Genomic DNA, 13043 nt, shown 5'->3' on the forward strand with positions numbered 1-13043 from the left:
TTGCGGGGCAATACAGGACAGTTTAAAAAATATTTGTTACAAATTTATAACATCAAAAATAACGGAGGTTCAGGTGAAATAGTTCACTGGCATTTTTGTATTACTGATAAATAAAGCCGTTCCCACATAAGCGGAGACGGCTTCATTATACTAACAATTCAGCGGTTCTCCTGAACCATCATATAAGGCGACACATATGCTTTTCTGCATATATCCAGATAGTCCGACCACCACTGCATCATCGCCTTGCGGGCTTCCAGATGTTCTGCCTTGTGAATATAAGCCATGCGCACGGTATTACGCTCCTGATGACTCATCTGGCGTTCTACTGCGTCTTTTGCCCATAAACCCGATTCCATCAGCGCACTGCATGCCATCGCCCGAAAGCCGTGTCCACAGATATCCTTTTTCGTGTCGTAGCCCATCACCCGCAATGCCTTGTTGACCGTGTTTTCACACATTGGCTTATACGGGTTATGGTCTCCGGGGAAGACCAGTTCATTATTACCGGTGATATCTTTAATCTGTTTAAGAATGGCGATGGCCTGTTCTGAGAGGGGGACGATATGCGGCATTCGCATTTTGGCCCCGCGCCCGGAATAACGCACGCCAATAATGGGTTCTCGCGTCGCGGGTATCGTCCAGACCCGGTTTGTGAAATCAATCTCTGACCAGCGGGCGAAACGCAGTTCACTGGAGCGAATGAACACATACAGCATCAGCAGGACGGCCAATCGCGTCAGTTCACGGCCCTGATGATATGCCTCAATACGTTCAAGCAGTTCAGGCAGCCGCTCCAGTGGCAGGGCAGGATAGTGCCGTCTGACAGGAGGTGTGGTCGCGCCGCCAAGGTTTACTGCCGGGTTCATATCGATTAACCCCTGATGGACCGCATGGCGCATTATGTTACTCAGATGCTGCCGCGTGCGGGATGCAACTTCCAGCAGACCTTTTTCCTCGATCCCTTTCAGCAGGTCAATGAAATGACGGGGTTTAAGTTCTGATACAGGCAGGTTCCCGATGACCGGAAAGATGTGATTGTTCAGGCTGGCAAGCAGACGGTCAGCGGTATTCTGCGACCATTTCCGGTTACTTTTATGCCACGCCAGCGCCACGTTTTTAAAAACTTTATCCGGTGTTCGTGAGCCACGTTCAGCAGCCCGCTGCTGTACCGGGTTGATATTCAGCGCCAGCATTTTACGGACACCTTCACGCTGCTGTCGCGCATCAGAGAGGGAGACGGCAGGATAGGCACCCAGCGCAATGCGCGATTCTTTACCGTTAATACGGTACTTGAGATACCAGTGACGTGAGCCACCCGGCTTGACCAGCAGATACAGACCGTGGGAATCGGAGACTTTAAAAGGTTTATCAGAAGGCTTGAGAGTGCGGATTTTCGCGTCGGTAAGGGACATATGGGGGTCACTCCATTATCGAACTAACCTGACCCCAGATTTGACCACCAATTTTTCCCGATGCGGAGGGTAAAATCAAAATGCACCGGGAAGACTTTTCACGCTAACCTGTTGAACCAACATCATATAATGATTCGCAAGGATGCATGAAAACAGGAAATTGGCTCCTCTGACTGGACTCGAACCAGTGACATACGGATTAACAGTCCGCCGTTCTACCGACTGAACTACAGAGGAATCGTGTGAACGGGGCGCATATTATCGATGACCATCGGCCTTGTCAAAGGGTGGATTGCAGTGAGATGACCGTTTGCTGACAAATTGGGCAATCTGTTCATCCCGCGCCCATTTGCGCCGCTTTTGGCGCTGTTTTGCACCGCGTTGGTGCAAATTACCCCTTATGGGGCATAAGCAAACCGCTGTTTCATCCTCTATTTATCCCATAGCGATTAGAAAGGCTTATTATCCAGCCGCTTAACTCTCCTTTTATTCATCTCAGGAAATGTGGCAAGCATATTGCAACTCTCCCAACATCATCACTCTTAGCGTTGGCATGGGTAATCCTTACAGGAGGCAAAATGAACTTAAGACGCCTGAAGTACTTCGTAAAAATCGTCGATATTGGCAGCCTGACGCAGGCCGCTGAAGTGTTACATATTGCGCAGCCTGCGCTGAGCCAGCAGGTCGCAACGCTGGAAGGCGAGATGGATCAACAGTTGCTGATCCGCACCAAGCGCGGCGTCACGCCGACGGAAGCGGGCAAGATCCTCTATACCCATGCGCGCACCATTCTGCGCCAGTGTGAACAAGCGCAGCTGGCGGTGCACAACGTCGGCCAGACACTGCGCGGCCAGGTATCGATTGGCCTCGCGCCCGGCACTGCGGCATCTTCGGTGACCATGCCGCTACTGCAAGCAGTGCGCGCCGAGTTGCCGGAAGTGACCGTTTATCTGCATGAAAATAGCGGCACGGTGCTGAACGACAAATTGTTGAACGGCCAGCTCGATATGGCAGTGCTCTACGAGCGCGCGCCGGGTGCCGGGATTAATAGCCTGCCGCTGCTGAAAGAGGATCTCTACCTCGTCGGCACGCGGGATTGCCCGGGGCAGAGCGTCGATCTGGCGGCGGTTGCTGAACTCAATCTCTTCCTGCCGCGCGATTACAGTGCCGTGCGTTTACGGGTGGATGAAGCCTTCTCTCTGCGCCGCCTGACGGCGAAGATCATCGGTGAGATTGAGTCGATTGCCACTCTGACGGCGGCGATTGCCAGCGGAATGGGCGTGACGGTGCTGCCGGAATCCGCCGCGCGCTCGCTCTGTAGCGCCACAAACGGCTGGATGGCGCGCATCACCACGCCATCAATGAGCCTGCCGTTGTCGCTGAATGTCTCCGCACGCGGCAGCATGTCACCACAGGCGCAAGCGGTGAAAGACATTCTGCTGTCGCTGGTCAGCCGCCCGACGATGGAGAACCGCGAGCTGCAACTGGCAAGCTAGTCTTTATTCCTTAAAAGTATAAGTTGCTGGTTTTTATTATTTGTTCTGCCTGGCCGCAGACTTTAACAATAACGTCATGATTGATGGGCCAGGAGCGAAGGGTGAACTTCCAGCAACTTAAAATTATCCGTGAGGCGGCGCGGCGGGATTACAACCTGACGGAAGTCGCCAACATGCTGTATACGTCGCAGTCCGGCGTGAGTCGACATATCCGCGAGCTTGAAGAGGAGCTGGGGATTGAGATCTTTATTCGCCGCGGCAAGCGATTACTGGGCATGACCGAGCCGGGCAAAGCGCTGCTGGTGATTGCCGAGCGCATTCTTAACGAGGCGAGCAACGTCCGCAGGCTCGCCGACCTCTTCACTAATGACACCTCCGGTGTTTTGACCATCGCAACCACCCATACGCAGGCGCGCTATAGCCTGCCGTCGGTAATCAAATCCTTCCGCGCGCTCTTTCCTGAGGTTCGCCTTGAGCTTATCCAGGGGACGCCGCAGGAGATTGAAACCCTGCTGCATAACGGCGGCGCAGATATCGGTATCGCCAGCGAGCGCTTAAGCAATGACAGCGCGCTGGTCGCTTTCCCGTGGTTCCGCTGGCATCACAGCCTGCTGGTACCGCAGGATCATCCGCTGGCGCAGGCCTCGCCGCTGACGCTGGAGGATATCTGCCGCTGGCCGCTTATCACCTATCGTCAGGGCATCACCGGGCGCTCGCGCATTGATGAAGCTTTTTCCCGCAAAGGGTTAATTCCCGACGTGGTGCTGAGCGCGCAGGACTCCGATGTGATCAAAACCTATGTCGAGTTGGGTCTCGGCGTCGGGCTGGTGGCGGAGCAGTCCAGCGGTGAGCATGAAACGGGGAAACTGGTGCGCCTCGATACCCGGCACCTTTTCGATGCCAATACCGTCTGGTTGGGCTTAAAGCGCGGTCAGTTGCAGCGCAACTATGTCTGGCGCTTTATTGAACTCTGTAATGCCGGGTTGTCGGTCGATGAGATCAAACGCCAGGTGATGGAGCCGGATGAAGCGGCGATTGATTACCAGATTTAACGCCAAAAAAAGCCTGCGCAGACGCAGGCTTTTTTATCGGATTAGTGCGGCTGCGGCCTGATAAATATCGCTGTCACCGCTGAGAGCAAGCAACCCATCATCAGGTAGATCGCCACGCTGTGCCACTCACCGCCGGAGAAGGTTAAAAGCGCGGCGGCGATAAACGGTGTAAAGCCACCGCCGACCACGCTTGCGACCTGATACCCGACACCCGCGCCGCTGTAGCGGTAACCTGCGCCAAACATCTCGGTGAACATCGGCTGTTGGACGCAGACCACCATATCGTGGGCGATATTCGCCAGCAAAATGGAGAAGATAACTACGCCAAGAATAGAGCGTGCTTCGAGCGCCATAAAGAAGGGGAAGGCGCTCATAGCCCCGAGCAGGGCACCGGTAATATAGATACGCCGACGCCCGAAGCGATCTGCCATCCAGGCGAAGAGCGGGATAGTAAAGCAGCTGACGCCGCCCACCAGCAGCCCGATATTGAGAAATAGCTCGCGCGGCATGCCCAGGTTTTGCGTGGAGTAGTTAAGCGCAAAGGCGGTGACGATATACATGGTCAGCAGTTCGCACAGCCGCAGGGCGATAATCTTAAGAAACGCGCCCGGATGGCGAACCAGCGCTTCAAACACCGGCGGGCGGGTTTTCGCCTCAGTAGGTTTTTCTGCCTGCGCGCGTTCAAACTCGACCGACTCTTCCATGCCATTACGCACCCACAGCGCGCCAAGCACCAGCACAATGCTGAACAGGAACGGCAGACGCCAGCCCCAGCTCAGGAACTGCTCATCGGTGGTCAGCGTGCTGATCAGCGAAACCAGCCCGGTAGAGAGCAGCAGGCCGACGCCATAGCCCACCTGAATGCCGCTACTATAAAAGGCTTTCTTACCGGCCGGAGCGCTCTCCACCGCCAGCAGCGCCGCGCCGCCCCATTCACCGCCAACGGCGAAGCCCTGAATGGCGCGCAGAGTCACCAGCAATACCGGCGCCCACCAGCCAATGGTGGCGAAAGAGGGGAGTATGCCAATGCAGGCGGTGGCAATGCCCATCATCCAGACGGTCATCATCAACATCCGCTTACGTCCTAAGCGGTCGCCGAAATGGCCGAAGACGATGCCGCCGAGTGGGCGGAACAGAAAGCCGACGCCAAAGGTAGCAAAAGCGGCAAGCGTGCCCATTGCCGGGTCGATCTGCGGGAAAAATTCGCTGTTAAACACCAGCGCGGCGGTGATGCCGTAGAGTAAAAAATCGAACCAGTCGACCACGGCGCCCGCAAAGCTGCCCCATGCAGCGCGGCGTGCGCGGTGGGAGGATGGGGTCTGCTCATCGGGTCGGGGGGGAATGAGTGTGGAGTCCATAGCTGTCCTGTCTGTTCCTTACATCTTGCAATTTTTTATTATTAAAACCAGGGAAAGGATTACTCACATTGTATGCGGCAAAATTAAGGCCGCCCTTGAGACTACAGCGACAGCCCGCGTGAGAAAACCCTTTTACACAGATGTCGTACCTGACGGCGTTAAATGGTCTGATCCTGCGCCTGGTATATCCTTAACAATTCCCGCTATAATCCGGGAAATTTGTTAACGGATTCAGAAGCGAAAATGGCAAAACTTACCTTACAAGAGCAGCTCCTGCAGGCGGGGCTGGTCAACAGCAAAAAGATGGCAAAAGTGCAGCGCACGGCGAAGAAGTCCCGCGTGCAGGCGCGTGAGGCGAGAGAAGCGGTAGAAGAGAACAAAAAGGCGCAGCTTGAGCGTGATAAACAGCTCAACGAGCAGCAGAAGCAGGCGACGCTCGCCAAAGAGTATAAAGCGCAGGTGAAGCAGTTGATTGAGATGAACCGCATCACCATCAGCAGAGGTGATATCAACTTCAACTTCACCGATAACAACCTGATCAAAAAAATCGTCGTCGATAAGGTGACGCAGGCGCAGCTGATTAGCGGCCGTCTGGCGATTGCCCGTCTGATGACGGAAAACCGCAGCGAGCCGGAGTACGCAATTATTCCTGCAAGCGTGGCTGATAAAATTGCCCAGCGCGATGCCGACAGCATTGTGCTCAACAGTGCACTGAGCCAGGAAGCGCAGGATGAAGACGATCCGTATGCCGACTTCAAAGTGCCTGACGATCTGATGTGGTAAGGCGCGCAGAAGAATATCGGGCCAAAAGCGTGGTCTGCGCGGGCAATGTGCTTTACACTGCGCGCGGCAAAAATAGCACAGAACAACGAGTCAACAGGCGGTAAGGCGATGAACGGAAAAATCACAACCTGGTTTAAAGAGAAAGGTTTTGGATTTATCAAAGATGAGAACGGTGAGAACCGCTATTTCCATGTGATCAAGGTCGCCAACCCAGAGCTGATTAAAAAAGATGCGGCGGTGACGTTTGAACCCACCACCAACAATAAAGGCCTCTCGGCCTATGCGGTAAAAGTGGTGCCGGACAGCAAGTATATTTTTATCGCTGGCGAGCGCCTGAAGCTCACCTCGATCAAATCTTATGTTGTCTTCAACGAAGAAGTGCCTGCTGATACCCGTATCGATAAAGAGAGCCCTGTGCTCTCGGTCGGCGTGCTGATGAGCAGCATCCGGCCAAAATCCGATATCAAGCCAGGGGAGATGCGTACGCTGAAAAAGCTGGCGATCACCACCTTCCAGGGGTCAACGCTTATCTTTACGGAAGATGAGATCGATATCGACGCGACGGTGAAACTGCTTAAAGTTTGACGTTATCTGCTGCTTTTAAGGATCCCTTATGAACCACGATATTCCGCTGAAGTTTTATGACATCGCCGATGAGTATTCGACGGAGTCCGCGACGCCGGTGAGCGAGTCCGAGCGTGACGCGGTGGCGCACTACTTCCAGCTGCTGCTGACCCGCTTGTCCAACAATGAAGAGATCAGCGAAGAGGCGCAGCAAGAGATGGCCCGCGAAGCCGGCCTCAAAGAGAGCCGCATTGATGAGATCGCAAACTTCCTCAATGCGTGGGGCAACGAGTAACGCGGCATAATCCGCGATTTTCGCTGCTCATAAACGCAAAAAGCCCGCATATCATGCGGGCTTTTTCTTTAACGGTATCAGGTACCGATAATGCCGCCGTCGGATTTGGTGATCACCACCGTGGAGGAGCGCGGTCGGCCGTCGGCTTTGAAATCCGGCCAGTTGGAGATGGCGTGCGGATTATTGGGATCGGTGATGTCATCACCGCCTTCACCGGGATGCTGGATATTGATAAACAGCGTGCGGTTGTCCGGTGTAAAGGCGATACCGGTAATTTCACACCCGCGCGGCCCGGTCAGGAAGCGACGATAATCATTGCTCCCCGGAATGGTTGCCACCATCTGGTTATTGCCCATCCCTTCATAGGCTTTTTTATTGATGGTGCTGGAGGAGACATCGGTCTGGATCCAGAGCACGCCGCGATGATCGAAGGAGAGCCCGTCCGGGCTGCCAAACTCCGCGCCTTTCATCGAGCCTTTTACTTTCGGGTCATCACTGTCCGTGCGCCCGGCGAGCACCAGGATATCCCACTTAAATTTGGCTGACGCCGGATCGGCGTTCTCTTCGCGCCAGTGCATGATATGGCCGAACTGGTTATTGGCGCGCGGGTTGGCCGCATCCACCGGCGCTTTACCCTCTTTACCGCGATCGGAGTTGTTGGTTAGCGTGCAGTAGACGCTGCCTTTCGCGTGGGTATCGACCGCGATCCACTCCGGGCGATCCATTTTGGTTGCGCCTACCTTATCGGCAGCAAGGCGGGTCTTGATCAGCAGATCGCCCTGGTTGTCGAAGCCGTTGCTTTGATCAAGCCCGTTTTCGCCGAAGATCAGCGGCAGCCAGTCGCCGGAGCCATCTTCATTAAATTTGGCGACGTAGAGCGTGCCGGACTCCAGAAGATTCATATTCGCCTTGCGATCGCTCGGGTCATATTTGTTCTCAGAGATGAATTTATAGATATATTCAAACTTCTGGTCGTCGCCCATATAGACCACCACGCGGTTATCCGCCGCCAGCGTTACCGCAGCGCCTTCATGCTTGAAGCGGCCCAAAGCGGTATGTTTGCGCGGCGTCGAGGTCGGCTCGTAAGGGTCAATCTCCACCACCCAGCCAAAGCGGTTTGGCTCGTTGGGGGTTTTGTCGACGCTAAAGCGCTCATCCACTTCGTTCCAGCGGTAGGACTCATCGCTGTCGCTGATGCCGTAGCGCTTCTCCAGCGCGTTGAGCGGCGCTTTTTTGACAAAAATATCTGACCAGTTCTCTTCGCAGGTGAGGTAGGTGCCCCATGGCGTACGACCATTGGCGCAGTTTTGCATGGTGCCCAGCACCTGTTCACCCTGCGGATCGGCCGCGGTTTTCATCAGCGGCTGGTGACGCGCCGGGCCGCTCAGCTGCATCGGCGTATTAACAGTAATGCGGCGCGCAAAGCTGGAGGGGCGAACCACCTGCCAGCCGGCTTCCGCTTTTTTCACCTCGATAACCGACACGCCCATCGCGTTTTGCCCTTTACGTGCCTTATCGAGATCCCAGTTGGCGGTCCCGTCTTTGAACAGCATGCCGTTATCAATGTACTCATGGTTGAGCGCCAGCAGACCGTGCGCCGGGTTCTCTTCGCCCTGCGGCAGGCTAAACCACGCCATACCGTCATGGTGCATACCGGCCTGCGCCGCCTGCTCATCGGTGGTGTTGCTGGCGTCGAATTTAAATTCCGGCAGATTGCCCTTTAAGCCCACGGCATCGCCCCAGCGATAGAAGGGATGGGCGATGTAGCCTTCCGGTACCGTGACGTTATCGGCGGTCGAGACGGGAATGCTGGTAAAGCCGAGCGACATCGCTTTCGTTAAGGCGGACGGTTTCGGCATCGCCGCGAAGGCGTTTTCTGGCATCAGTAAAGAGGGGAATGAGACCGCAGCGCCGGCGACCATCCCCATTTGCAGAAAGCGGCGGCGTGACATAAACGCGCTGACCACCTCTGAAAACGCGGCGTTGTGGCTTGGGTTACTGATCTCATCGCTGTGCTCTTGTTTGAACACCGATTTAAGGGGTCTGCTCATATTGTTTTCCTGTGATTTCCATAGGCTTGCATCGCAATGGAGAGCAGTCTAAAAAACTTTTGTTACAAATTTATAACGTTTGAGGCACAGCGGCTTAGTAAGTCGTGTTTGGCTGGGGGAGGGTAAAGAATAAAAAGCAAAAAGCCCGCTAAAAAGCGGGCTTCTTAAATTTGGCTCCTCTGACTGGACTCGAACCAGTGACATACGGATTAACAGTCCGCCGTTCTACCGACTGAACTACAGAGGAATCGTGTGAACGGGGCGAATACTACTGACCCCGTACTTTAGTGTCAACACTAAATTTAACATGCTGATTCAATTGGCTAATTAACATCCAGGACTGTAATTAATGCACCGGATTCGTCTCTTCGCCGTAGCTTCCTGGCTGATCGCGCAGGCGGCTTAAGGGATCCTGCTGATAGAAGTGGCAGAAGCGCTGCCACAGGGCAGGGAAACGCGGGGCAAACAGTTCTGGCGCGCTAAAGAAATACTCTGACAGCACCGCAAAACACTCGGCGGGGTCGGTGGCGGCATAGGCATCAATGCTGGAGGCGCTTTCGCCGACGAGATCGATCTCATCCTGAATATTCTCCATGGCGGCACGCAGATCGTGCTCCCAGCCCGCCACATCGCGCAGCGGGATCAGCGGAATGCCGCTGGCGCGATCGCCGTTGCGCATATCAAGCTTGTGCGCCACTTCATGAATAATCAGGTTGTAACCGGAGGCATCAAAGGAGTCCTGAATGTCGAGCCAGTTAAGCACGATAGGGCCCTGCTGCCAGCTCTGCCCGGAGTGGACCATGCGCTGGTTATGTACGAGGCCGAAATCGTCCTCCCACTCATCATCAACGATAAAAGGGGCAGGGTAGATCAGCACTTCGTGAAAGCCATCCAGCCATTCAAGGCCCAGCTCCAGCACCGGCAGGCAAAACAGCAGGCTGATGCGCGCGCTTTTCAGCGCGTCCAAATCGAATCCCTGTAGTGCCACCAGGCGCTTTTGCTGCAAAAAACGGTCGGCCAGCTGAACCAGTCTGTTTTGCTCGTCGGGCGATAAATTCGCTAATACGGGGACTTTTAACGCATCTTGCCAGGGAAGATCTGCTTCATCGGCAGACTCCCGGATTTTCCAGGGCCACTTAATCATCGTTTTGCTCGCAAACTCGCCACTTGAATCAAATCAACGGGACTGGGTCTGTTAAAATGCCAAAATTCCTGGCATGATGGCAACCATCTGAACGGAGAGATGCCGGAGCGGCTGAACGGACCGGTCTCGAAAACCGGAGTAGGGGCAACTCTACCGGGGGTTCAAATCCCCCTCTCTCCGCCATTATTCAAGCACTTACCCGCATAGCTTTCAACGATCCAGATCCCAATGAGAAAATCCTTTAACAAAAATGCGAATCTAAAAGTTCACGTTTTTTGGTTCAACCTCGGGCTCACTTTCACCTCTCTGTCGTAAACCCATACCAGCGATTTATGCTTACAGGCACCCCGGCACTTATCGGAGCGCCTGAATTGTTTACACTTGTGCCATGCCGCCATCGACGAAGACTTCGCTGCCCGTCATGAAGCTGCTCTCATCGCTTGCCAGGAACAAGGCCACAGCGGCCGTCTCTTCCGGGCGGCCGATGCGGCCAAGCGGCGTTTGTGCGGCAAGGCCCGCGAGCAACGCTTCCGACTGTCCACTGGCCCCGAACAGGTCGAGCAACCCTGGGGTTTCCGTACCGCCGGGTGAGAGCACATTGATGCGAATACCGGTTTCCTTCAGATCGAGGGCCCAGCTTCTGGCGAAGTTTCTGATTGCCGCCTTCGTCGCGCTGTAGATGCTGAAAGCGGGCGTTCCCATTGAACCTGTGGTTGACCCGGTCAGGATGATCGAGCCGCCAGCGCGCATGAGCGGAAGCGCCTTCTGAACCGTAAACAGCGTCCCCTTCACGTTGACGCCGAACATGTGGTCGAAGTCCGCTTCGCTGATCTCGCCAAGCGGGGCGAACGTTCCTAAGCCAGCGTTTGCGAACAGGATATCGAGCTGACCTGCTTCGCTCTTGATCTGCGCGTAGAGATGGTCGAGATCCGCCAGGCTGGAGACATCACAACGGATTCCCGTCGCGCCATGACCAATTTTGGCTATTGCCTTGTCAATCTCGGCCTGGCGACGTCCCGCGATATAGACGCGGGCGCCTTCTGCTGCGAAGCGTATAGCGCTTGCAAGGCCGATCCCCGTGCTTCCACCTGTAATCAATGCTGTCTTACCTGTGAGTCTGGACATAAGCGTCTCCTAAAGTGATTTGCCGACAGCTGCACTTTAGACGGGAAATTACTTTTGGTATAGTATGCACCTTTTGGTAAGTACCAGAGGAAACCCGATGACACCCTCATTTACATGTGGTCTGGACGCAGCGCTGGCTGTAATCGGCGGTAAGTGGAAGCCTTTGATCCTGTTCCATCTGGCGTATGACACCCGTCGCTATGGTGAGCTGAAACGCGCGGTTGCTGGCGTCAGTGACAAAATGCTTATTCAGCAGTTGAAGGAGTTGCAGGCCGACGGAGTGGTTCAGCGCATCGACTACCAGACTATTCCGCCCAAAGTCGAATACTCGCTTACCGAATTCGGCGTCAGCCTCGCCAATAGTCTCGCCCCACTGTGCGCATGGGGAAGTGCGCACATGAGCCAGATTGAGAAGATTGCGCTCGCCCGGCAGGGCGCGTTGACGTCGACAGAGTGATAGCCGTTGTGGCAGGTGAAACCAGCCGTAGTTGTTTGACTGTGCTCAAGGCCTTAAACGCTGTTAAAAGAAGTCAATGTTCGCTCTGTGCCAAGAACGGACATTGCCGTAATCAGGTATTATTTGGCTTTGTGATGCTTCATTTGCAGATTTTTTATTTAAAAAACTGGCTAAGAATATCAAAATATTGACTAACCTAGAATTTTCACGCCCGATGTACTAAAAGTATAAATTTTTACTATAAAATCATAAACGCATTGAGTTACAAGGAAAAAACACTAGATTGATATTGGTGAAAATAATGTCTGGCTGTGGGCGCAGAATTTTCTCTTAAATTATTGGAAATATTATGGCGAACATGACCCAGAAAAATCAGCGAGAAATCGCATCATAGCAAAGATTAAGGAAGAACTGCGCACGTTGTTGCCAGCGGTTTTGGCTGAGACAGGTGTTGTTTTAGAATTGTCGTTAAATGCAAAAATAGGTAGTAAACATGATGAATTTTTCGATTTAAAAAATGTAGTCATTATTTCTCAAGATGAGTTTACTAACAAATGGCTACTCGGGCTAAGAGTTGGTGCAAATACATATAACTCTGATGCATACACATGGATACTCGATAGTCTCAAGAACAGCGTTACGTTCAAGAAGTATCTTTTCTTATTCCTTAAGCGGTCGTATTTAAAGCGATTTGATGAGTTCTCAAAGAATAGACCTAAGTCTTCAGAATCGATTTTGTGGATAGGGCAGGAGAAAGCAAATTACGGGTTACTTGTTACACCACGCTTTCAGAATGGAGTATGGGAGAACGATAAAAGCGAGATTCGTAAGTTTGACCATGGCTATTGGACTATTGGTCACGTTCTTAAAACTGGGATTGTAATTCCAGGCATGGATAAGGTTTTTAAGTTTAATGATTTTGAACAGTATTTTTTGTTCTTTACGGATACTCTCGTCAGGAATTCTGGGTCTAAATACGAGTACATAATAGCGGAACAGTACGCTAATTTTGTCAGAAAAGCTAAGAATCCGTACGACGTTCCTTTACTGATCCCAAAATTCCGCTACCTGGGGTTAGAGAAGAAACATAAACATCGACTCGATTTTTTAGTTATTAATCCATATACACTGAATCAATATGGGATTGAGTTGTCGCATTGGTCTACACATGAATATTTAGAAAAAAACCAAAAATCTGACGCAGGAGAAAATTAATGAAACTGCTAAAGGCAATTTTGAAAAAGAATCGAAAAAGCTCCGTGACTATTTTAAGAGGCATGGTGTTTATGCATTGATTTATACA

General features: G+C 53.1%; 12 protein-coding genes and 3 tRNA genes. 8 read left to right on the plus strand and 7 right to left on the minus strand.

Features of this window, described 5'->3' with window-relative positions; translation table 11 throughout:
• Positions 1–158: 158 nt before the first annotated feature.
• Positions 159–1415, minus strand: a complete 1257-nt coding sequence (locus tag IAE48_RS06980; protein ID WP_200133903.1) for an integrase arm-type DNA-binding domain-containing protein — start codon at positions 1413–1415, stop codon at positions 159–161.
• A 161-nt stretch (positions 1416–1576) separates the two neighbouring features.
• Positions 1577–1652: transfer RNA gene (locus tag IAE48_RS06985), tRNA-Asn, on the minus strand.
• Positions 1653–1993: 341 nt separating this feature from the next.
• On the opposite strand from IAE48_RS06985, the gene nac reads away from it, so the two are divergent.
• Together nac and cbl are read left to right on the plus strand one after the other, a co-directional pair.
• The gene (gene nac / locus IAE48_RS06990; protein WP_054803190.1) at positions 1994–2911 is read left to right on the plus strand and encodes a nitrogen assimilation transcriptional regulator NAC; all 918 of its coding nucleotides are present in this window, start codon (positions 1994–1996) and stop codon (positions 2909–2911) included.
• A gap of 101 nt (positions 2912–3012) precedes the next feature.
• Positions 3013–3963, plus strand: coding sequence for an HTH-type transcriptional regulator Cbl (cbl, locus tag IAE48_RS06995; RefSeq protein WP_200133904.1), 951 nt, complete (start codon positions 3013–3015; stop codon positions 3961–3963).
• A gap of 41 nt (positions 3964–4004) precedes the next feature.
• Here the strand turns inward: cbl and shiA are convergent, their stop codons facing one another.
• Positions 4005–5321 (minus strand): shikimate transporter, encoded by a 1317-nt coding sequence (gene shiA / locus IAE48_RS07000; RefSeq protein WP_200133905.1) that lies wholly within the window; start codon positions 5319–5321, stop codon positions 4005–4007.
• A gap of 243 nt (positions 5322–5564) precedes the next feature.
• Between shiA and IAE48_RS07005 the strand changes: the two genes are divergently transcribed.
• The 3 genes from IAE48_RS07005 to IAE48_RS07015 all read left to right on the plus strand — a co-directional run bounded on the left by IAE48_RS07005 (position 5565) and on the right by IAE48_RS07015 (position 6963).
• Positions 5565–6104 carry a DUF2058 domain-containing protein gene (locus tag IAE48_RS07005; protein ID WP_054803188.1) on the plus strand — a complete coding sequence of 180 codons (540 nt, stop codon included), beginning with the start codon at positions 5565–5567 and terminating at the stop codon, positions 6102–6104.
• Positions 6105–6212: 108 nt separating this feature from the next.
• A complete protein-coding gene (locus IAE48_RS07010; RefSeq protein ID WP_023479132.1) occupies positions 6213–6689 on the plus strand; it encodes a cold-shock protein in 477 nt (158 codons plus the stop codon).
• A gap of 28 nt (positions 6690–6717) precedes the next feature.
• Complete coding sequence (locus IAE48_RS07015) at positions 6718–6963, plus strand: YmjA family protein (protein ID WP_094420860.1); 246 nt, start codon at positions 6718–6720, stop codon at positions 6961–6963.
• Between the two features lie 77 nt (positions 6964–7040).
• On the opposite strand, the gene IAE48_RS07020 is transcribed toward IAE48_RS07015, so the two are convergent.
• The 3 genes from IAE48_RS07020 to mtfA all read right to left on the minus strand — a co-directional run bounded on the left by IAE48_RS07020 (position 7041) and on the right by mtfA (position 10158).
• On the minus strand, positions 7041–9014 hold the full coding sequence (locus IAE48_RS07020) for a PhoX family phosphatase (protein WP_200133906.1): 1974 nt from the start codon (positions 9012–9014) through the stop codon (positions 7041–7043).
• Between the two features lie 171 nt (positions 9015–9185).
• Positions 9186–9261 (minus strand) — tRNA-Asn (locus IAE48_RS07025).
• Between the two features lie 99 nt (positions 9262–9360).
• Positions 9361–10158, minus strand: coding sequence for a DgsA anti-repressor MtfA (mtfA, locus tag IAE48_RS07030; protein ID WP_200133907.1), 798 nt, complete (start codon positions 10156–10158; stop codon positions 9361–9363).
• Positions 10159–10251: 93 nt separating this feature from the next.
• Here mtfA and IAE48_RS07035 point away from each other — a divergent pair.
• Positions 10252–10341: transfer RNA gene (locus IAE48_RS07035), tRNA-Ser, on the plus strand.
• A 192-nt stretch (positions 10342–10533) separates the two neighbouring features.
• Here IAE48_RS07035 and IAE48_RS07040 read toward each other — a convergent pair.
• Positions 10534–11283: an SDR family NAD(P)-dependent oxidoreductase gene (locus IAE48_RS07040; RefSeq protein WP_200133908.1), complete on the minus strand. Its 750-nt coding sequence runs from the start codon at positions 11281–11283 to the stop codon at positions 10534–10536.
• 97 nt (positions 11284–11380) lie between these two features.
• Here IAE48_RS07040 and IAE48_RS07045 point away from each other — a divergent pair, with 97 nt between their 5' ends.
• Entirely contained in the window at positions 11381–11740 is a 360-nt protein-coding gene (locus IAE48_RS07045) for a helix-turn-helix domain-containing protein (protein WP_200133909.1), read from the plus strand.
• Between the two features lie 420 nt (positions 11741–12160).
• Positions 12161–12955 carry a topoisomerase gene (locus IAE48_RS07050; RefSeq protein ID WP_200133910.1) on the plus strand — a complete coding sequence of 265 codons (795 nt, stop codon included), beginning with the start codon at positions 12161–12163 and terminating at the stop codon, positions 12953–12955.
• Positions 12956–13043: the final 88 nt, after the last annotated feature.

It is taken from the genome of Kosakonia sp. S57, from assembly GCF_016516575.1.
GTDB classification, from domain to species: domain Bacteria; phylum Pseudomonadota; class Gammaproteobacteria; order Enterobacterales; family Enterobacteriaceae; genus Kosakonia; species Kosakonia cowanii.